The sequence below is a fragment of the Coriobacteriaceae bacterium genome (assembly GCA_025757745.1).
GTDB lineage: Bacteria > Actinomycetota > Coriobacteriia > Coriobacteriales > Coriobacteriaceae > Collinsella.
The window spans coordinates 2180184-2202613 of sequence record CP107217.1; the positions used below are offsets into that span (position 1 = coordinate 2180184).

Annotated in this window: 9 protein-coding genes and 6 rRNA genes; 1 reads left to right on the forward strand and 14 read right to left on the reverse strand. The window is 61.0% G+C overall.

Translation table 11 applies throughout. The features are described 5' to 3' along the window. Nucleotide 1: 1 nt before the first annotated feature. The 12 genes from OGM60_09555 to OGM60_09610 all read right to left on the reverse strand — a co-directional run bounded on the left by OGM60_09555 (nt 2) and on the right by OGM60_09610 (nt 18285). The gene (locus OGM60_09555; GenBank protein ID UYI99118.1) at nt 2-1618 is read right to left on the reverse strand and encodes an NAD(P)H-hydrate dehydratase; all 1617 of its coding nucleotides are present in this window, start codon (nt 1616-1618) and stop codon (nt 2-4) included. Next, nucleotides 1619-2158 carry a holo-ACP synthase gene (gene acpS / locus OGM60_09560; protein UYI99119.1) on the reverse strand — a complete coding sequence of 180 codons (540 nt, stop codon included), beginning with the start codon at nt 2156-2158 and terminating at the stop codon, nt 1619-1621. Nucleotides 2159-2332: 174 nt separating this feature from the next. Next, nucleotides 2333-2448: ribosomal RNA gene (gene rrf, locus OGM60_09565) — 5S ribosomal RNA — on the reverse strand. A 145-nt stretch (nt 2449-2593) separates the two neighbouring features. Continuing rightward, nucleotides 2594-5569: ribosomal RNA gene (locus OGM60_09570) — 23S ribosomal RNA — on the reverse strand. 396 nt (nt 5570-5965) lie between these two features. After that, nucleotides 5966-7471: ribosomal RNA gene (locus OGM60_09575) — 16S ribosomal RNA — on the reverse strand. The 16S, 23S and 5S rRNA genes sit together here, the layout of an rRNA operon. Nucleotides 7472-7894: 423 nt before the next feature. Further along, nucleotides 7895-9589, reverse strand: a complete 1695-nt coding sequence (locus OGM60_09580) for a phospho-sugar mutase (protein ID UYI99120.1) — start codon at nt 9587-9589, stop codon at nt 7895-7897. A gap of 247 nt (nt 9590-9836) precedes the next feature. Continuing rightward, nucleotides 9837-9952 (reverse strand): 5S ribosomal RNA (gene rrf / locus OGM60_09585). Between the two features lie 145 nt (nt 9953-10097). After that, nucleotides 10098-13074: ribosomal RNA gene (locus OGM60_09590) — 23S ribosomal RNA — on the reverse strand. 396 nt (nt 13075-13470) lie between these two features. Continuing rightward, nucleotides 13471-14976: ribosomal RNA gene (locus OGM60_09595) — 16S ribosomal RNA — on the reverse strand. Nucleotides 14977-15382: 406 nt separating this feature from the next. Next, the gene (locus OGM60_09600) at nt 15383-16783 is read right to left on the reverse strand and encodes a phosphoglucomutase/phosphomannomutase family protein (GenBank protein UYI99121.1); all 1401 of its coding nucleotides are present in this window, start codon (nt 16781-16783) and stop codon (nt 15383-15385) included. Nucleotides 16784-16958: 175 nt separating this feature from the next. Further along, entirely contained in the window at nt 16959-17852 is an 894-nt protein-coding gene (locus OGM60_09605; GenBank protein UYI99122.1) for a homocysteine S-methyltransferase family protein, read from the reverse strand. Nucleotides 17853-17862: 10 nt separating this feature from the next. Continuing rightward, complete coding sequence (locus tag OGM60_09610) at nt 17863-18285, reverse strand: metal-dependent transcriptional regulator (GenBank protein ID UYI99123.1); 423 nt, start codon at nt 18283-18285, stop codon at nt 17863-17865. Nucleotides 18286-18405: 120 nt separating this feature from the next. On the opposite strand from OGM60_09610, the gene pepT reads away from it, so the two are divergent. Beyond that, the gene (pepT, locus tag OGM60_09615; GenBank protein ID UYI99124.1) at nt 18406-19653 is read left to right on the forward strand and encodes a peptidase T; all 1248 of its coding nucleotides are present in this window, start codon (nt 18406-18408) and stop codon (nt 19651-19653) included. A gap of 252 nt (nt 19654-19905) precedes the next feature. Here pepT and OGM60_09620 read toward each other — a convergent pair whose 3' ends face one another. Next, complete coding sequence (locus tag OGM60_09620; GenBank protein UYI99125.1) at nt 19906-21132, reverse strand: LCP family protein; 1227 nt, start codon at nt 21130-21132, stop codon at nt 19906-19908. Between the two features lie 12 nt (nt 21133-21144). Beyond that, entirely contained in the window at nt 21145-22428 is a 1284-nt protein-coding gene (murA, locus tag OGM60_09625) for a UDP-N-acetylglucosamine 1-carboxyvinyltransferase (protein UYI99126.1), read from the reverse strand. Nucleotides 22429-22430 lie beyond the last annotated feature (2 nt).

Consider the following 22430-nt stretch of genomic DNA (forward strand, 5'->3'; position numbering starts at 1 on the left):
ATTAGTCATCCGACCCTTCGTCCGTGATTCCCAGATCATCAAGCGCATCCTTTGCCGCCAACTCCATGGCGGGACCGATCAAGTCGATAAGATCGGTCGCGATAACGCTCTTCTCGCCAAACTCCGTCGCCGCGGCAAAACCGGCATAGCTATGAAGTGCGACGGCATACGAGTACAGCAGCTCCCAGCGGTCCATCTCATCGCGCATGGTGGCTAGCGTGCCGGCCAGAATACCCGCAAGGACGTCACCCGAGCCAGCGGTCGCCAACGACGCCGGGCCAGAGAGCGGCAGCAGCACGCGCTCAACACCGCAAATGGCCGTCGTCGGGCCCTTAGCGATAACAACGAGGTTATCGGAACCGGCGGCCCAGACAACCTTTTGCGCGGCGGCAATCGCGGTTCCAAGGTCATTGACCTCATCACCGGCGACGAGACGCGAAAGCTCACGATAATGCGGCGTCATAACGAGCGGCTGCTCACGACGATACATCTCGGGATTACTGTCGATGCCATCGATTGCAATCTTGGCAAGGCAGTTGAGAGCATCGGCATCCAAGATAAGCGGTACGTCGAGCTCAAGCAGACCCGAAACCACCTGCATGGCACCGGCAGATGTCGTCATGCCGGGACCACACAGCACGCAGCTATATTTCTTGGCAATCTCACATACCGTCATGCGGGCGGCGGCGCCAAAGGAGCCACGAGAATCAGACGGAATAGCAAAGACCGGAATCGAAGGGAGCGCCATGCGGATAAGGTTGGCACACGCATCCGGCGTCGCGACCGCCACATAGCCGGCACCAGCGCGGGCTGCAGACTTGGCAGCCATAATGGCGGCACCAGGGTACTGTGCCGATCCGGCAACAATAAGCACCGAGCCGCGCGAGTACTTATCGATATTCGTGGGCAGCGGAGCAAAGTAGTCCACAAGGTCGCCGGGCTCCACGATCTCGGCAGCATGGTCGACATCGTCAATGACCTCATCAAGGCGGTCGTACAAACCACCGCAGACCAGATCGCCTGCATATTCGGGACCGTCAGCGCTGTATAGGCCAATCTTAGGAGCAATCATCGTCACCGTACGCTCGGCACGAATGCAGTCATCATCAACCACACCCGTCTCGGCATTCAGACCCGAGGGAACATCGATGGAGACAACGCAATCGGCATTTTCATTGACCGTGGGGATCCAGATTGAAAACGGCGCACGAAGATCACCGTGAAAACCAGTACCAAAAATGGCATCGACTACAACATCAGCCTTATCGATCAGCACCTCCAACTCATCACGAGAGGGGCCGACACACACGTGCACGTCGCGACCAGCAGTGCGGCGGGCAACATGACGAGCGAGAGCGGCAGGGATCTCATCCGGCTCAACCGGAGATACGATATCAACATCAACGCCCTTATGCGTCAGAATGTCAGCGGCAACCCAGCCGTCTCCACCATTGTTGCCAAAACCGACCAATACAAGAACGCGATCGGGGTTGAGCTTTAAAATCTCGTTGGCAGCAAATTCGCCCGCCAACTCCATGAGTTCGGCCTTCGAGGTGCCCTCACGCTCGATAATATCTTCGAGGCGAACGACTTCCTCGGTACTCAAAACCGGTTTCATCTATGCTCCTAGCGCATCTTGCGGATCATCATCCAGATGTTCCGACAAAGCAGATTGTTGCAGCTGTTCGAGCTCGTCTAAGACAGAACGAGCCTCTTTAAATGTCTGAGCAACGCGCTCCTTCGTGCTCACCTTTTCTTCCTTGGGTTTAGGTCGAGCATCCTCGGTGATCGCAATGGCATTAGCAACAGCCAAGTCACCCGTCAGAGTAATAGAAAGAGCGACCTCGACAACGCCCAATTCCTGGGCGATTTCGAGAGCACGGCCCGAAAGCAGCGCTTTTGGCTTGCCGAGCTTATCGCGCGTTACGGAAACGTCTTTACGGCCAACGCCCTGGCTAAAACCCGTACCAAGCGCCTTAAGTACCGCCTCGCGAGAAGCAAAACGGCTGGCATAATGCGCGGCAGGACGAGACGAGGCATCGCAATACGCGCGCTCTTCATCGGTAAACACGCGCCGGGCAAACGCGGGTGTCTTCTCAAGGATTGATTTCATTCGGGAAATCTCGACGATATCAACGCCGATTCCGGCTTCGGCCATAATCACCTCCATGCTGCACAGACTATGACATTGTAGCCCGTTCGCAGAAGATGCGACAAACGAGGGCCAAAAACACAGCGAGAGTGGAGTGATGGCCCTATAAACGCAAAAAAAGGGGAAGGCCGCGAGGCCTCCCCCTTCTACATTCCCAATGGCGGCTCGGTGCCGTCCACCGGTCAGCGGCGCCCTGGCCTCCCACGGGCTGACCCCGCAGTACTCTCGGCGCGATGGGGCTTAGCTTCCGGGTTCGGAACGGGACCGGGCGTGCCCCCCATGCTCTGGCCGCTGACCGGTGGGCGGCGCCCACCGTTCTCGGTGTCCGGGTGTCCCTCTCACGTGCCCTGGGGGCCGCATGGCGTATAGGAAAGGTGACTCGGGGGCATCCTCGTGCCCGGACCGCGCATGGGCGCTTGTCCCGCGGGCCGCGAGGTGCGGTTCCGGAAGAGCTCGGGCGATTAGTGCGGCTCGGCTGAGGACGTCGCCGTCCTTGCACCTGCCGTCTATCGACCAGGTAGTCTACCTGGGCCCTTACCGGAAGGAGAACTAATCCCTGGAACGGCTTCCCGCTTAGATGCCTTCAGCGGTTATCCGCGCCGCACGCGGCTACCCGGCCGTGCCGTTGGTCGACAACCGGTTCACCGGAGGTGCGTCCACCCCGGTCCTCTCGTACTGGGGGCAGCCTCCATCGATTCTCCTGCGCCCACGGAGGATAGGGACCGAACTGTCTCACGACGTTCTGAACCCAGCTCGCGTACCGCTTTAAACGGCGAACAGCCGTACCCTTGGGACCTGCTCCAGCCCCAGGATGCGATGAGCCGACATCGAGGTGCCAAACCTTGCCGTCGATGTGGACTCTTGGGCAAGATCAGCCTGTTATCCCCGGAGTACCTTTTATCCGTTGAGCGACGGCCCACCCACTCGGGGCCGCCGGATCACTAGAGCCTGCTTTCGCACCTGCTCGGCTTGTGGGCCTCGCAGTCAAGCCCGCTTGTACTCTTGCATTCAAAAGGACGGTTGCCGACCGTCCCGAGCGGACCTTCGCGCGCCTCCGTTACCCTTTAGGAGGCGACCGCCCCAGTCAAACTGCCCGCCTGGCACGGTCCCCGAGCCGGTTGACGGCCTCGGGTTAGGACGCCGGTCGCGCGAGGGCAGTATTCCAAGGGCGGCTCCCCGGGGGCTGGCGCCTCCGGATCGATGCCTCCTGCCTATCCTCTACACGCGGGACCAGCGGCCAATGCCAAGCTGCAGTGAAGGTTCACGGGGTCTTTCCGTCCTTCCGCGGGTAAGTCGCATCTTCACGACCAGTGCAATTTCACCGGGTCCATGGTCGAGACAGCGCCCAAGTCGTTGCGCCTTTCGTGCAGGTCGGAACTTACCCGACAAGGAATTTCGCTACCTTAGGACCGTTATAGTTACGGCCGCCGTTTACCGGGGCTTGGCTTCGGGGCCTCGCCTTAACGGCTAACCCCTCCGCGTGACCTTCCGGCACCGGGCAGGCGTCAGACCCTATACGTCGCCTTGCGGCTTCTGCAGAGTCCTGTGTTTTTGGTAAACAGTCGCTTGGGCCTCTCCACTGCGGCCCGCCTCCGCTCCCGGAGCAAGTCCGTTCACGTACGCGCGGGCACCCCTTCTCCCGAAGTTACGGGGCCATTGTGCCGAGTTCCTTGACCATGGTTGACCCGATCGCCTCGGTATGTTCTACCCACCCACCTGTGTCGGTTTGCGGTACGGGCGCGCACGCGCCTGCCTAGGGGTTTTTCTAGGGACCTCGGGCTCACTCGCTTCGCTCAGTCGCTTCGTCCGGAGCCTCGCCCTCGTGCGGACCGGATTTCCCTGGTCCGCGGGCCGCGCTCCATCACGGGGACGTCCAGAACCCCGCCGAGCCACCCCCATCCGTCGCCCCGTCGGTCGTAGCGCCGCGTGCGCGGTGCAGGAATGTCTGCCTGCTGCGCGTCGGCTACGCCTCCCGGCCTCGCCTTAGCCCCCGACTGACCCTGGGAGGATTAGCCTTGCCCAGGAAACCTCGGGTTCACGGCGGACGAGTTACTCTCTCGTCTCTCGCTACTCATGCCAGCATTCTCACTCCCATGCGCTCCACCGTCGGTCGCCCTCCGGCTTCTCCGCCCATGGGAAGCTCCCCTACCGATTCTAATGAATAAAATCCCGCCGCTTCGGTGTCCAGCTTAGCCCCGTGTATTGTCGGCGCATGTCCACTCGACCAGTGAGCTGTTACGCACTCTTTGAATGCATGGCTGCTTCTAAGCCAACATCCTGGTTGTCTGGGCGGACGCACATCCTTTGCCACTCGGCTGGAACTTGGGGACCTTAGCGGGCGGTCCGGGCTGTTTCCCTCTCGAGCACACAGCTTAGCCCACATGCTCTGACTGCCGCGCTCTGGGCCGCCGGCATTCGGAGTTCGGTTGGATTCGGTAGGCGGCGAAGCCCCCTCGTCCATCCGGTGCTCTACCTCCGGCGGTGAACGCGCGACGCTAGCCCTAAAGCTATTTCGGGGAGAACGAGATATCTCCGGGTTTGATTGGCCTTTCACCCCTATCCGCAGGTCATCGCCGCCGTTTTCAACCGACGTGCGTTCGGCCCTCCACGGGGTCTTACCCCCGCTTCAGCCTGCCCACGGATAGCTCACCCGGCTTCGCGTCCGCGGCGCGGGACTCAAGTCGCCCTGTTAAGGCTCGCTTTCGCTCCGGCTCCCTTTCGGTTAACCTCGCCCCGCGCCAGCGACTCGCTGGCTCATTCTACAAAAGGCACGCCGTCACACCCTAAAAGGGTGCTCCGACTGCTCGTGGGCGCACGGTTTCAGGTACTGTTTCACTCCCCTCCCGGGGTGCTTTTCACCTTTCCCTCACGGTACTGGTGCGCTATCGGTCACAGGGTAGTACTCAGGCTTGGATGGTGGTCCACCCAGGTTCGGACCGGGTTTCACGTGCCCGGCCCTACTCAGGGACCGCGTCGCGCCGTCCGGTCTGGGTTCGCGTACGGGGCTGTCACCCGCTGCGGCCGGCCCTCCCATGCCGTTCCGCTCCCCAGCCGGACCTGCGCCCGGGGGCGGCAGCCCCCGGATGCGCGGCCCTGCAACCCCGTCGGCGGAACCCCTGCCGGGTATGCCCGCTCGACGGTTTGGCCATCGGTCCCCTTTCGCTCGCCGCTACTCGGGGAGTCTCGAGATTGATTTCCTCTCCTCCGGGTACTTAGATGTTTCAGTTCCCCGGGTCGTCCTCCCCGCCCCTATGTGTTCGGGGTGGGGATATCCACACTGCTGTGGATGGGTTCGCCCATTCGGAGACCCCCGGGTCGAAGGATGTGTGCTCCTCGCCGGGGATTATCGCAGCTTGCCGCGTCCTTCATCGGCTCCCTGTGCCAAGGCATCCGCCGTGCGCCCGTGGTATCTTGCGGGACCGCATCGGGCCCGCGGGATATCCACGTGTCGCTAAAATTAATTAATCGATATCATGAATAGCGCTCGTATGTCGCAATTCGGGTATCTCATACCGCGGCACAGTGTATGTACTGTGCTCGCGATCAGATGCTCCTCACTCATATATAAGTGAATTCTTCTTGTTTGGATCGGATGAATGATTGCTATCATTCTCTGTTTAAATCGCAGAAAAGAATCGAGTCTGGAAGAATTGGATCTTCCATCTCTCTCCTATCGCTATGCGGCTCTCAAGGTACGCGGGTGCGACCCCGGGGACCGGGTGCTGCGGGGACGTACCGGGAAGACATCTGCCGGACGGGCTCCTGCCCTCTATTCGAGTTAAGTTGATCTCTCTAGAAGATTTATCTCCCTAGAAAGGAGGTGATCCAGCCGCACCTTCCGGTACGGCTACCTTGTTACGACTTCACCCCCCTCACCCTCCACACCTTCGGCGCCTCCCCCCTTGCGGTTGGGCCGGCGACTTCGGGTGCAGACGACTCGGGTGGTGTGACGGGCGGTGTGTACAAGGCCCGGGAACGCATTCACCGCGGCATGCTGATCCGCGATTACTAGCAACTCCGACTTCATGGGGGCGGGTTGCAGCCCCCAATCCGAACTGGGGCCGGCTTTCCGGGATCCGCTCCCCCTCGCGGGGTGGCATCCCTCTGTACCGGCCATTGTAGCACGTGTGCAGCCCAGGGCATAAGGGGCATGATGACTTGACGTCGTCCCCGCCCTCCTCCGCCTTGACGGCGGCGGTCCCGCGTGGGTTCCCGGCATCACCCGATGGCAACACGCGGCGGGGGTTGCGCTCGTTGCGGGACTTAACCCAACATCTCACGACACGAGCTGACGACAGCCATGCACCACCTGTATGGGCTCCTCTCGGCCACGGGGTCTCCCCCGCTTCACCCATATGTCAAGCCCTGGTAAGGTTCTTCGCGTTGCTTCGAATTAAGCCACATGCTCCGCTGCTTGTGCGGGCCCCCGTCAATTCCTTTGAGTTTTAGCCTTGCGGCCGTACTCCCCAGGCGGGACGCTTAATGCGTTGGCTGCGGCACGGGGGGATCGTCCCCCCACACCTAGCGTCCATCGTTTACGGCTGGGACTACCAGGGTATCTAATCCTGTTCGCTCCCCCAGCTTTCGCGCCTCAGCGTCGGTCTCGGCCCAGAGGGCCGCCTTCGCCACCGGTGTTCCACCCGATATCTGCGCATTCCACCGCTACACCGGGTGTTCCACCCTCCCCTACCGGACCCAAGCCGCGGAGGTTCCGGGGGCTTCGGGGGGTTGAGCCCCCCGCTTCGACCCCCGGCCTGCCGGGCCGCCTACGCGCGCTTTACGCCCAATGAATCCGGATAACGCTCGCCCCCTACGTATTACCGCGGCTGCTGGCACGTAGTTAGCCGGGGCTTCTTCTGCAGGTACAGTCTTGACTCTTCCCTGCTGAAAGCGGTTTACGACCCGAAGGCCTCCGTCCCGCACGCGGCGTCGCTGCGTCAGGGTTCCCCCCATTGCGCAAGATTCCCCACTGCTGCCTCCCGTAGGAGTCTGGGCCGTGTCTCAGTCCCAATCTGGCCGGTCGGTCTCTCAACCCGGCTACCCGTTGTCGGCACGGTGGGCCGTCACCCCGCCGTCTACCTGATGGGCCGCGGAGCCATCCCCTCCCGTCGGGGCTTTAGCCGGGGTGCCATGCGGCACCCCGGGGTATCCGGTATTACCCGTCCTTTCGGGCGGCTATCCCGGGGGAGGGGGCAGGTTCTCCACGTGTTACTCAGCCGTTCGCCACTCGCTTCTGCCCGAAGGCAGGTGCCGTTCGACTTGCATGTGTTAGGCGCGCCGCCAGCGTTCATCCTGAGCCAGGATCGAACTCTCCGTCCAAATATGTTGGGCTTCGAGCCCGTCCGGTCCTCACAACTATTAGCTGATCGGTTCCGTTCGATTCATATGGTTTTAGTATAGGAAAAGGAATTTCTCGGGGCCGCCTCTCGGCGGCCTTGCGAAAAACAAATCCAAGTTAGACCATTTCAAATGGTTCGATGTCTGCCCGGATGCGACACTGAAGTAAGTGTCCATCCTCGCAGTATCCGGTTCTCAAGGTGCACGCTGTGCGGTCCATCCGGTTCGACCGGGCCGCGCGGCAAGGAGATATATTGCCAGACCGGAGGGGCCCCGGGGGCGGGAATCTGGACGCACACATTTCCTACACAACCAAGAATCATCCGCCTTTAAATCCAAAAAGGAGGGGACCTCGTATCCGAGATCCCCTCCTCCGCCTATCTATGGAAATAGGATTTCAAACCCTTAGGCCAACAGCTTGCGACCAGATTCCTCGATGGAATCAAGCACCGCATCCGCCTCAGCTGCATCCGCGCCCTTAGCGAAGATGTACAGCTTGATCTTAGGCTCGGTACCAGACGGACGGACAATGCCCTTGTTGCCGCCCTCGAGATCGAACTCGATGACGTTTGCCTTGGGCAGGCCGTTCACGCAGGTGTTGTAGTCCACAACAGTCTCGATCTTGGACCCTGCGAGCTCCGCAGGCGGATTCTCGCGCAGACCGGCCATGATGCCCGCCATCTTTGCAGCACCCTCAGCACCCGGATAGCTCAGCGAAATCGTCTTGTTGTGATAGTAGCCATACTTCTCGTAAAGCTCGTGCATCGCGTCGGCGAGGTTCTTACCCTGCAGCTTGTAATACTGAGCCATCTGGCAAATCAGCAGCGAAGTGCTCACCGCGTCCTTGTCGCGTACGTGATCACCGGCCAGATAGCCGTAGCTCTCCTCGAAACCGAAGATAAAGCGATCGACTTCACCAGTATCGGAAAGCGAGGTAATGATGTCACCGATGTACTTGAAGCCCGTCAGGCAGCGACGGAGCTCAAAGCCATACTCCTCGGCCAGAGCATCGACCATGGCGGAAGAAACAATGGTAGTGACCACGACCTTCTTTGTGAGATCCTCGCCGCGAGCGGCACGGGTCTTGCAAATATAGTCGAGCAGCAGGACGCCCATCTCGTTACCGGTCAACAGCAGGTAGTCATCACCATTCTTGACAGCAACGCCAACACGGTCGGCGTCGGGATCGGTCGCAAGCAGCAGATCGGGGTGAACCTGCTCGCAGAGATCGATGCCCTTCTGCATAGCCTGACGGATCTCGGGGTTAGGATACGGGCAGGTCGGGAAATCGCCGTTAGGCTCCTTCTGCTCGGGAACAACCGTGACATCGGTGATGCCAGCGCGCTCAAGAACCGTAGTAACGGGGATAAGGCCCGTACCGTTGAGCGGCGTGTAGACAAGCTTAAGCGGAGCGCCGGCAATTTCCTCGGCAGAAAGGTTCGTCACGCCGCGAGCGAGGACGGCCTCGTAATAACGCTCGAGACAGGAGTCGTCAATCCACTTGACAAGGCCCTGCTCAACAGCCTCATCGAAGTCCATAGACTTCACGCCGGTAAACGCATCGGTCTCGGCGATAGCCTTAGAAATTGCATCGGCGGCCTCACTGGTGATCTGGCAGCCGTCGGGGCCATAGGCCTTATAGCCGTTATAAGGCGCCGGATTATGGCTAGCGGTCATGCAAATACCACCGGAGCACTTAAGGTCGCGGACGGCCCAGGAAAGCGTCGGCACGGGAGAAATCTTAGGATACACGAGAGCAGTCACGCCGTTTGCTGCAAGAATGGCAGCCGTCGTCTTAACGAACAGCTCACCTTTATTGCGGCTATCGCGAGCGATGGCGACCGTCGGATGCTCGAAGGTCGCATTGAGGTAGTCAGCGAATCCCTGGGTCGCACGACCGACCGTATAGATATTCATACGGTTAGTGCCCGCACCGATAGTGCCGCGAAGGCCAGCAGTACCGAAGGCGAGATCCTGGAAGAAAGCGTCGGTGATGGCGTCCTCATCACCCTGCTCCTTCATCGTGTTAAGCTCAGCGAGGAGCTCCTCGTCCTTGACATTGGCAATCCAAGTATCAAGCAGCTCATGAACATCTGCCATGTGAGTCCTTCCGTCACAATCAATAAAACGACCCGTGTAAAACAGGACAAGCGCAGCAGTGCGCTAAAGCAAATATTAGTCCATTGAGAACAGAGAACCGACAAAAGAACGGTGAACGTCTATATTCAGCGGTGGATGATTAAATTGATTTAATTGCAAAAAGAATGTTGCCTATAAACGCAAAAAAGGGGAAGGCCGCGAGGCCTCCCCCTTCTACATTCCCAATGGCGGCTCGGTGCCGTCCACCGGTCAGCGGCGCCCTGGCCTCCCACGGGCTGACCCCGCAGTACTCTCGGCGCGATGGGGCTTAGCTTCCGGGTTCGGAACGGGACCGGGCGTGCCCCCCATGCTCTGGCCGCTGACCGGTGGGCGGCGCCCACCGTTCTCGGTGTCCGGGTGTCCCTCTCACGTGCCCTGGGGGCCGCATGGCGTATAGGAAAGGTGACTCGGGGGCATCCTCGTGCCCGGACCGCGCATGGGCGCTTGTCCCGCGGGCCGCGAGGTGCGGTTCCGGAAGAGCTCGGGCGATTAGTGCGGCTCGGCTGAGGACGTCGCCGTCCTTGCACCTGCCGTCTATCGACCAGGTAGTCTACCTGGGCCCTTACCGGAAGGAGAACTAATCCCTGGAACGGCTTCCCGCTTAGATGCCTTCAGCGGTTATCCGCGCCGCACGCGGCTACCCGGCCGTGCCGTTGGTCGACAACCGGTTCACCGGAGGTGCGTCCACCCCGGTCCTCTCGTACTGGGGGCAGCCTCCATCGATTCTCCTGCGCCCACGGAGGATAGGGACCGAACTGTCTCACGACGTTCTGAACCCAGCTCGCGTACCGCTTTAAACGGCGAACAGCCGTACCCTTGGGACCTGCTCCAGCCCCAGGATGCGATGAGCCGACATCGAGGTGCCAAACCTTGCCGTCGATGTGGACTCTTGGGCAAGATCAGCCTGTTATCCCCGGAGTACCTTTTATCCGTTGAGCGACGGCCCACCCACTCGGGGCCGCCGGATCACTAGAGCCTGCTTTCGCACCTGCTCGGCTTGTGGGCCTCGCAGTCAAGCCCGCTTGTACTCTTGCATTCAAAAGGACGGTTGCCGACCGTCCCGAGCGGACCTTCGCGCGCCTCCGTTACCCTTTAGGAGGCGACCGCCCCAGTCAAACTGCCCGCCTGGCACGGTCCCCGAGCCGGTTGACGGCCTCGGGTTAGGACGCCGGTCGCGCGAGGGCAGTATTCCAAGGGCGGCTCCCCGGGGGCTGGCGCCTCCGGATCGATGCCTCCTGCCTATCCTCTACACGCGGGACCAGCGGCCAATGCCAAGCTGCAGTGAAGGTTCACGGGGTCTTTCCGTCCTTCCGCGGGTAAGTCGCATCTTCACGACCAGTGCAATTTCACCGGGTCCATGGTCGAGACAGCGCCCAAGTCGTTGCGCCTTTCGTGCAGGTCGGAACTTACCCGACAAGGAATTTCGCTACCTTAGGACCGTTATAGTTACGGCCGCCGTTTACCGGGGCTTGGCTTCGGGGCCTCGCCTTAACGGCTAACCCCTCCGCGTGACCTTCCGGCACCGGGCAGGCGTCAGACCCTATACGTCGCCTTGCGGCTTCTGCAGAGTCCTGTGTTTTTGGTAAACAGTCGCTTGGGCCTCTCCACTGCGGCCCGCCTCCGCTCCCGGAGCAAGTCCGTTCACGTACGCGCGGGCACCCCTTCTCCCGAAGTTACGGGGCCATTGTGCCGAGTTCCTTGACCATGGTTGACCCGATCGCCTCGGTATGTTCTACCCACCCACCTGTGTCGGTTTGCGGTACGGGCGCGCACGCGCCTGCCTAGGGGTTTTTCTAGGGACCTCGGGCTCACTCGCTTCGCTCAGTCGCTTCGTCCGGAGCCTCGCCCTCGTGCGGACCGGATTTCCCTGGTCCGCGGGCCGCGCTCCATCACGGGGACGTCCAGAACCCCGCCGAGCCACCCCCATCCGTCGCCCCGTCGGTCGTAGCGCCGCGTGCGCGGTGCAGGAATGTCTGCCTGCTGCGCGTCGGCTACGCCTCCCGGCCTCGCCTTAGCCCCCGACTGACCCTGGGAGGATTAGCCTTGCCCAGGAAACCTCGGGTTCACGGCGGACGAGTTACTCTCTCGTCTCTCGCTACTCATGCCAGCATTCTCACTCCCATGCGCTCCACCGTCGGTCGCCCTGACGGCTTCTCCGCCCATGGGAAGCTCCCCTACCGATTCTAATGAATAAAATCCCGCCGCTTCGGTGTCCAGCTTAGCCCCGTGTATTGTCGGCGCATGTCCACTCGACCAGTGAGCTGTTACGCACTCTTTGAATGCATGGCTGCTTCTAAGCCAACATCCTGGTTGTCTGGGCGGACGCACATCCTTTGCCACTCGGCTGGAACTTGGGGACCTTAGCGGGCGGTCCGGGCTGTTTCCCTCTCGAGCACACAGCTTAGCCCACATGCTCTGACTGCCGCGCTCTGGGCCGCCGGCATTCGGAGTTCGGTTGGATTCGGTAGGCGGCGAAGCCCCCTCGTCCATCCGGTGCTCTACCTCCGGCGGTGAACGCGCGACGCTAGCCCTAAAGCTATTTCGGGGAGAACGAGATATCTCCGGGTTTGATTGGCCTTTCACCCCTATCCGCAGGTCATCGCCGCCGTTTTCAACCGACGTGCGTTCGGCCCTCCACGGGGTCTTACCCCCGCTTCAGCCTGCCCACGGATAGCTCACCCGGCTTCGCGTCCGCGGCGCGGGACTCAAGTCGCCCTGTTAAGGCTCGCTTTCGCTCCGGCTCCCTTTCGGTTAACCTCGCCCCGCGCCAGCGACTCGCTGGCTCATTCTACAAAAGGCACGCCGTCACACCCTAAAAGGGTGCTCCGACTGCTCGTGGGCGCACGGTTTCAGGTACTGTTTCACTCCCCTCCCGGGGTGCTTTTCACCTTTCCCTCACGGTACTGGTGCGCTATCGGTCACAGGGTAGTACTCAGGCTTGGATGGTGGTCCACCCAGGTTCGGACCGGGTTTCACGTGCCCGGCCCTACTCAGGGACCGCGTCGCGCCGTCCGGTCTGGGTTCGCGTACGGGGCTGTCACCCGCTGCGGCCGGCCCTCCCATGCCGTTCCGCTCCCCAGCCGGACCTGCGCCCGGGGGCGGCAGCCCCCGGATGCGCGGCCCTGCAACCCCGTCGGCGGAACCCCTGCCGGGTATGCCCGCTCGACGGTTTGGCCATCGGTCCCCTTTCGCTCGCCGCTACTCGGGGAGTCTCGAGATTGATTTCCTCTCCTCCGGGTACTTAGATGTTTCAGTTCCCCGGGTCGTCCTCCCCGCCCCTATGTGTTCGGGGTGGGGATATCCACACTGCTGTGGATGGGTTCGCCCATTCGGAGACCCCCGGGTCGAAGGATGTGTGCTCCTCGCCGGGGATTATCGCAGCTTGCCGCGTCCTTCATCGGCTCCCTGTGCCAAGGCATCCGCCGTGCGCCCGTGGTATCTTGCGGGACCGCATCGGGCCCGCGGGATATCCACGTGTCGCTAAAATTAATTAATCGATATCATGAATAGCGCTCGTATGTCGCAATTCGGGTATCTCATACCGCGGCACAGTGTATGTACTGTGCTCGCGATCAGATGCTCCTCACTCATATATAAGTGAATTCTTCTTGTTTGGATCGGATGAATGATTGCTATCATTCTCTGTTTAAATCGCAGAAAAGAATCGAGTCTGGAAGAATTGGATCTTCCATCTCTCTCCTATCGCTATGCGGCTCTCAAGGTACGCGGGTGCGACCCCGGGGACCGGGTGCTGCGGGGACGTACCGGGAAGACATCTGCCGGACGGGCTCCTGCCCTCTATTCGAGTTAAGTTGATCTCTCTAGAAGATTTATCTCCCTAGAAAGGAGGTGATCCAGCCGCACCTTCCGGTACGGCTACCTTGTTACGACTTCACCCCCCTCACCCTCCACACCTTCGGCGCCTCCCCCCTTGCGGTTGGGCCGGCGACTTCGGGTGCAGACGACTCGGGTGGTGTGACGGGCGGTGTGTACAAGGCCCGGGAACGCATTCACCGCGGCATGCTGATCCGCGATTACTAGCAACTCCGACTTCATGGGGGCGGGTTGCAGCCCCCAATCCGAACTGGGGCCGGCTTTCCGGGATCCGCTCCCCCTCGCGGGGTGGCATCCCTCTGTACCGGCCATTGTAGCACGTGTGCAGCCCAGGGCATAAGGGGCATGATGACTTGACGTCGTCCCCGCCCTCCTCCGCCTTGACGGCGGCGGTCCCGCGTGGGTTCCCGGCATCACCCGATGGCAACACGCGGCGGGGGTTGCGCTCGTTGCGGGACTTAACCCAACATCTCACGACACGAGCTGACGACAGCCATGCACCACCTGTATGGGCTCCTCTCGGCCACGGGGTCTCCCCCGCTTCACCCATATGTCAAGCCCTGGTAAGGTTCTTCGCGTTGCTTCGAATTAAGCCACATGCTCCGCTGCTTGTGCGGGCCCCCGTCAATTCCTTTGAGTTTTAGCCTTGCGGCCGTACTCCCCAGGCGGGACGCTTAATGCGTTGGCTGCGGCACGGGGGGATCGTCCCCCCACACCTAGCGTCCATCGTTTACGGCTGGGACTACCAGGGTATCTAATCCTGTTCGCTCCCCCAGCTTTCGCGCCTCAGCGTCGGTCTCGGCCCAGAGGGCCGCCTTCGCCACCGGTGTTCCACCCGATATCTGCGCATTCCACCGCTACACCGGGTGTTCCACCCTCCCCTACCGGACCCAAGCCGCGGAGGTTCCGGGGGCTTCGGGGGGTTGAGCCCCCCGCTTCGACCCCCGGCCTGCCGGGCCGCCTACGCGCGCTTTACGCCCAATGAATCCGGATAACGCTCGCCCCCTACGTATTACCGCGGCTGCTGGCACGTAGTTAGCCGGGGCTTCTTCTGCAGGTACAGTCTTGACTCTTCCCTGCTGAAAGCGGTTTACGACCCGAAGGCCTCCGTCCCGCACGCGGCGTCGCTGCGTCAGGGTTCCCCCCATTGCGCAAGATTCCCCACTGCTGCCTCCCGTAGGAGTCTGGGCCGTGTCTCAGTCCCAATCTGGCCGGTCGGTCTCTCAACCCGGCTACCCGTTGTCGGCACGGTGGGCCGTCACCCCGCCGTCTACCTGATGGGCCGCGGAGCCATCCCCTCCCGTCGGGGCTTTAGCCGGGGTGCCATGCGGCACCCCGGGGTATCCGGTATTACCCGTCCTTTCGGGCGGCTATCCCGGGGGAGGGGGCAGGTTCTCCACGTGTTACTCAGCCGTTCGCCACTCGCTTCCCTCCGGAGAGGGGTGCCGTTCGACTTGCATGTGTTAGGCGCGCCGCCAGCGTTCATCCTGAGCCAGGATCGAACTCTCCGTCCAAATATGTTGGGCTTCGAGCCCGTCCGGTCCTCTCAGTCATTCGCTGATCGGTTCCGTTCGATTCATATGGTTTTAGTATAGGAAAAGGAATTTCTCGGGGCCGCCTCTCGGCGGCCTTGCGAAAAACAAATCCAAGTTAGACCATTTCAAATGGTTCGATGTCTGCCCGGATGCGACACTGAAGTAAGTGTCCATCCTCGCAGTATCCGGTTCTCAAGGTGCACGCTGTGCGGTCCATCCGGTTCGACCGGGCCGCGCGGCAAGGAGATATATTGCCAGACCGGAGGGGCCCCGGGGGCGGGAATCTGAGCGCACACATTTCCTACACAACTATGCCTCTGACTGACGTTTGCCAGTCGTTTGCTACCGCTCGCCGAGCACATCTTTATATAGAGAGGCCCCTTGGCTACAGCCGATATGCACCCCTGGCCAAAGCGCAGCCGGCATCCAGCAGCTCATCACGCTCCTCCACCGAAAAGCCCTCGGCGTACACGCGCACCACCGGTTCGGTCCCGCTGGGACGGATCAGCAGCCAGGTGTCATCTTCAAATGCCAGACGCAAGCCATCCATATGACTTACGCTCTGCGGTACCTTGCCGCATATCGACTTGGGATTCACTCCGGGAAGCAGCGTGCGCAACGTCTCGGCATCCTCGGCCTCAAGGCGCAAATCTCGACGTCCGTAACTCGTCTTGCCAAAGCTCGCCTCGAGCTGATCGATAAGCACGCCCAAGGGCGCGCCGGTCTTGGCCATGAGCTCGCACAAAATCAGGCAGGCAAGGATGCCGTCGCGCTCGGGCATGTGCGCGGCGATACCGATACCACCGGCCTCTTCACCGCCCACGAGAACGCCGCCCTTCTTCATCTCGGCGGCTATATATTTAAAACCGACGGGCTTGATGACCACGCGGCAGCCGAGTGCCTCGGCAATGCGACGCACAAGCGTGGAGCATGAAAGGTTGACGACGACGCGTCCCTTCAGATTGCGATACTGGACCAAATCGCCCAAAACGAGCGCCATGATCTGATGTGGATGTATATATCTGCCGCGCTCATCAACCGCGCCGATACGATCGGCGTCGCCATCAGTCACCAGACCGGCGCACGCCCCGTCTTCGACAACTGCGCGCTCACAAGCATCCACCCACGGCTCGACCGGGTCGGGGCAGATATCTCCCCTATCGGTCGTCTCGTCGGCGTGAATCTCATGGACTTCGACGCCAAGCTCTCGAAGCAAGTCGGCAAGATATCCCTGCGCAGCTCCGCCCATGGGGTCAACCACCACACGCATATGCGCGGCGCGAATGGCATCCGCGTCGACAAACGATGCCACCGCTCGCATATAGTCGGGAATTATATCTGCCGTGCGGTATTGCCCCTCAAGCCCCAGCGGCTCGGCGGCCATCGTCTCCTCGAGCTCTTCGATGACATCCTGGTTGGCCGTCGAGCCATCACCCATCCGCAGCTTGAGGCATAGATAGCCCTGCGGATGATGTGAGCCCGTCACCATAAGCGCGCCGCATGCCTCGCCGTCATACGCAGCCGCCCACGTTAGAGCGGGAGTCGGCACCGGTCGAGACACGAGCACGGCATCGAGCCCGTGGGCGGCAATCACGCCCGCCGCGAGCTCGGCGAACTCGCGCGCTTGCGGCCGAGTATCAAATCCTACATATACCGTTTTACCGGGATTCGTCTTTTGCCATAGCCTGCCGATAGCATCAGTGACACGAGCGACGTTGTTGATAGTAAAGTCTCCGTCGACGCGAGCTCGCCAACCGTCAGTTCCAAAGTGAATTATCGCGCACACGCGCAGACACCTCGCAGTGTTTGGATCATGGTACGCATGAGGTATACCCGCAACGGGCATCCGGCAAGCCGCCGGCACGCTCGTTCACCGTTTAGGCAAAAGCGTCGAGGTGCGCACCGACAACAAAAAAACCGCCCCAGCGGGGGCGGTGATTCGATACTCCCATTTTCGGGTTCTATATATTGAGCGCATCTGCCATAGCGGCTGTCGTAACCGCCGTGGTTCCGCAGCAGCTGCCTACCATTGCGGCGCCCGCCCGCTTCCACTCGACGCATGCGCGAGCGAAGGCTTCGGGGTCCTCATGCCACACGGGACCATCCTGTGTCTGAACCGGATTTCCCGCGTTGGGACGCACCGTGACGGGAGTAGTCGCCGATGCAACCATCCTGGACACCGCCGCGTTCGCGGCCGCAAGCGAACAGCAATTAACACCAACCGAGTTTGCGCCGTGTTTTTCGGCGTACAAAACGGCTGCCTCGATGTTGAGGCCATCGCCCAACAGGTCGCCTTTATCGTCAACGACAAAACTCACCAGGACAGGCATACCGTCGGCGGCATCTCGGGCGCCGGCAAGCATGGGCTGCAAATTACGGATAGACGTCACCGTCTCGATCAGCAGACCGTCAACACCAGCATTGAGCAAGGCGTGCGCTTGTTCGCGCGCAATGCCTCGGATTTCACGATACTCGGCAGAGTCCTCGGCAAACCACTCAATACAAATCGGGCCCATCGAGCCCAGCAGCAGCTGTGGGTGCGCCTGGCGAGCATCGTCGACGGCCCCGCGATTGACCTCCGCCACGGACGGCGCAATCTGGTCGTGCTTGAGGGCATAGCTTGATGCCTGAAAGGTGTTGGTAATGAGCACCTGCGCGCCGGCGGCGACATACAAGCGATGGATACGAGAAACGGTCTGCGGCTCTGCCAGATTCCAAAACGCCGGTGGAATGTCGGCGGCATCGTACTCACTCAACAGAACACTGCCCATGGGGCCCTGCGCCAACAAGGTCTCGCTCGACAAGCGGCGCGTAAGTTCCTCGGCACCAAAGCGGTTGTAATAACTCGTATCCATATATATCCCGCTATTCCTCGACGCTGATTCCCTGCTTTTCGAGATAGGCGAGCCAGCGGTTCATCGTGTCCTCGGATAGAGCATGCTCCATCATGCAGGCCTCGGAATCGGCTCGCTCAAATTCGACACCGAGCTCCTGAACCAAAAACGTGCGGACCAGACGATGGCGATACCAGATAGCCGAGCCGACCTCGCGCCCACGGTCAGTCAGGATAACTTTGCCGTAGTGAGACTGTTCGACAAGTTCAGATGCCTTGAGAGCCGAAACCGCCTTGTTGACCGATGCCTTCGAGACGCCAAGGCGCTGTGCGATATCGACCGACCGCACGCCGCCGGTCTCCCCATCTTCGCTTTCGATGCGAACCATGCACTCCAAGTAGTCTTCGTTCGCCACCGTTAGGTGTAGCTCGCGCGAGCTATTTGTCGTATCCATGAACATCCGTCCCTTCTGCACTCAATGGCTGATTCTACCCCATCCAAGCGTCGCGGTATGCCGCGGCATACCGTGCTAGAGTTCTTGTTGCACACGACGACCAAGATTGGAGCGATCTTTATGGAAAACACCACCACGGACCCCGACGTCCTCGAGCGTTTTTTGCGCTATGTCCAGATCAACACGCAGTCCGAGGATGCCAACTGCGACCAGGTGCCGTCGAGCACCGTACAGTTCGACCTTGCCAACGTGCTTGCCGAAGAACTGCGCGAGCTGGGTGCAACCGATGCCCATGTAACCGAAAACGCCTATGTCTGCGCGCACATTCCCGCTAGCGCCGGTTCCGAGAATAAGCCCGCCCTGGGCCTGATCGCGCACCTCGATACCACCGAGGTCGCGCCGGGCGCCGGCGTAGCGCCGCACATCGTGCACTACGATGGCGGCGATCTGGTTTGCGGCATCGTCGACGGCAAGCCCGTGTCCATGAGCACCGCCAAACTTCCTGCCCTCAACAACCTGGTGGGTGAGGACCTTGTCTGCACCGACGGAACTACGCTGCTGGGCGCCGACGACAAGGCGGGTGTCGCCGAAATCATGGCGCTTGTCGCACGCATCGCGCAGGATCCCTCCCTGCCCCATCCCGCGCTCGGCATTTGCTTCTGCCCGGACGAGGAAATCGGTCACGGTGCCGAGCTGTTGGATATCGAGGCCTTCGGCTGCAAGTACGCTTACACGGTCGACGGCGGTCCGGTTGGCGAGCTTGAGTGGGAGTGCTTCAACGCCGCCGAGGCAACCGTTCGCTTTGAGGGCCAGTCCATTCACCCCGGCGACGCCAAGGGGCGCATGGTCAACGCGGGCAACCTGTTCTGCGACTTCAACGCCCTGCTCCCCTACGAGCAGCGCCCGGAATACACCGAGGGCTACGAGGGCTTCTATCACCTTGAGGGCGTCTCGGCAACGGTCGACCATGCCACGGCGCGCTATATCGTCCGTGATCACGATGCCGCCAAGTTCCAGCAGAAACTCGAGCTGATGAATGCCGCCGCCGCACTGCTCAACCAGCGACTGGGCGAGGAGCGCGTAACGGTCGAGATTAAGCAGCAGTATCGAAATATGGCCGAGATCGTTCGTGACTATCCCGAGCTTATTGATGTTGCCAAGGAAGCCTACCTTGCCTGCGGCGTTGAGCCCCAAGTACTGCCGATTCGCGGCGGCACCGACGGCGCACAGCTGTCGTTCCGCGGCCTGCCCTGCCCCAACCTCTCGACAGGCGGCTACTGTTACCACGGCGTCAACGAGTTTGTCCCGGTCAGCTCGCTCGTCAAGATGACCGACGTCCTGCAGGAGCTCGTCGCCCGCTTTGCATAAGCCTGGCTGCATGAGCCCAAGAGACGAATCGCCCCGTCCTCAACCGAGAACGGGGCGTTTTTTGGTGCAAGAAAAGTAGTCGGCATCGCAGGTTGAGCCAACGTCAGCGAGCGACGTCCAGAGCGAACAAGTTGGCATGAAAAAGGCAGGGCATTGACCTTCTGGTCATGCCCTGCCTTTTGAATGACAAATTGTCGCCTTGGGCGGCGCGCAGCGTCGAGCCGTTACGCGGGCTGGTAAGCCCGCGTAACCCTAGTAGTTGGCTTCGTAGCCGTTGCCGTCACCGGTGGGCTCTTCGTAGTAATCGGAGCCGTCGCTCGAATCGTCGGAATCGTCCGAGCCACCCGACGAGGTCGCGGTGCCATATGCGTAGTCCTCGGACGTATTGTTGTTGAGGCCACCGATCGTGGAGCTGGAGCCGTCTGAAAGGCCCATGGTGTTGGGGCCCTTGGGATCCTCACCGGCGTCGACGCGGGCCATCATTTCCTTAAGCTCGTCTTCGTAGACAAAGACATAGCTCACGCCGTCGATCATAGTGCTGTCGTCAGCATACGAAGGCAGGTTGGCCGAGTAGATGCCCTCGACATCCATGCCGCGCATGGCATTAACCGTGGAGACGATATCCTGAACGCTCATATCGGTTACGAGCATATCGGACAGCGAATTAACCAGGCCAAAGATCTTCGTGGCATCGAAGTTATTGAGAATCTGGTTGGCAAGGGCGCCAAGCACCTGACGCTGATGGCGCATGCGCGTGTAATCGCCGTCGGCATAGGTGTAGCGGCAGCGGGCATAGGTAAGGGCAGTAGCGCCGTCCATATGCTGCTGACCAGCGGTAATCTTAATATCCAGGTGCTCGGGATCGTCGACGTCGTCGGTCGCGTTGATGTCGATACCGCCAACCGAATCAATAAGCGACTGCATGCCGTCAAAGCTGACCTCGGCATAGTGAGAAATCTGCACGCCGCACAGCTCGTTGACCGCCTGGACCATGGCCTCGGCGCCGCCAACGGTGTGGCAGGCGTTGATCTTCATGGTCTCGCCCTTGTACACGACCTTGGTGTCGCGCGGAACGGAAATGAGCGTCGCCTGCTTTTGCGTGGGGTCGATGCGTGCCAGGATAATCGAGTCGGCACGATACGTATCCTCGCCCGGACGACCGTCGGTACCAAGAAGCAACACGTAGAACGGATCTTTTGCCTCATCGGTATCGACCAGAATCTGGCGCAGGTTGTTGGTAATGACATTGGAGTCGCCAAGCTTGCCCATGATAGTGGCAAACCACAGACCCGCAGCAGTCGTGGCGCTCAGCAGCACGCCGAGTACGGCGATGAGAGCTACGCGGCGAACCGTGCGGCCGCGACGGCGCTGACGGGCGCGCTCGGAATAGCGTGCGACATTGTCACGGCTGTAGATCTTGGCCTGCGCACCAGTCGAGGGTCTTCGGGTGTTATCCGCTAGGGGTTTCTTGTTAAACATAGGCAACCTGCATTAGTAGATGACGGGATCGGGAACGGTGGCATGTTCGACATGCGCGCCAAGCGCCTGCAGCTTTTCGACAAACTGCTCGTAGCCACGTTTGATGTGATGGATGGCCGAGACCTCGGTAACGCCATCGGCGATAAGACCGGCAACCACAAGCGCCGCGCCGCCACGCAGGTCGGGTGAGGTGACCTGTGCGCCCGAGAAGCCCTTGACGCCGTGAATCATGGCGTGATGGCTCTCGATACGAATATCGGCACCCATACGCACGAGCTCGGAGGCGAACATGAAGCGGTTCTCGAAGATGTTCTCGGTAATTACGGAGCTTCCGTCGGCAAGGGCCGAAAGCACCATGATCTGCGCCTGCATGTCGGTCGGGAAACCCGGGAACGGAAGCGTCTGGATATCGACCGGCCTGATGCGCTCGACGCGATTGACGTGGACGCCGCTCTCGATACGCTCGCACTCGATGCCCATAAGTTCCATCTTTTTGAGCACCATTCCCAGGTGGATGGGGCAGAAGCCCGTAACATCGACGCCGCGCTCATCGGCCATGAGGGCGCCGGCGACGATAAAGGTGCCGGCCTCGATGCGGTCACCCACCACGCAATGGGTAACGGGATGCAGCTCCTCCACGCCCTCGATGGTCACGACGGGCGTGCCTGCGCCGACGATCTTGGCACCCATCTCGTTGAGCATGTTGGCAAGGTCGACGATCTCGGGCTCGCGGGCAGCGTTGTCGATAACCGTGGTGCCCTGTGCGCGCACGGCAGCCATGATGAGGTTCTCGGTGGCGCCCACGCTCGCGAATTCGAGCGTGACGGTGGTGCCGTGCAGACCCTGGGGAGCACTGGCGTTGATGTAGCCGTGGGCGGTGTCGAACTCGACGCCCAGAGCCTCGAGACCCAGGATATGCATATCGATCTTGCGAGCACCCAGGTTGCAGCCGCCCGGCATGGCGATCTTGGCGCGATGGAAGCGACCCAGCAGGGGACCCATCACAGCCGTGGAGGCGCGCATCTTGGCGACGAGCTCGTAGGGAGCCTCCCAAGAATCGACCTGGGAGGTATCGATCTCGAGCGTGTGCTCGTCGAGAACATCGATCGTAGCGCCCATACCCTTGAGCACCTTGCCCATCACGTGGACATCGGAAATATCGGGCACGTTCTGCAGCGTCGTCTTGCCCGGCGCCAGAAGCGTTGCCGCCATGAGTTTGAGCGCGGAGTTCTTGGCACCCGAGACGGGCACGGAGCCTCCGATGGCGTGGCCACCCTCAACGCGGATAATATCCAAGG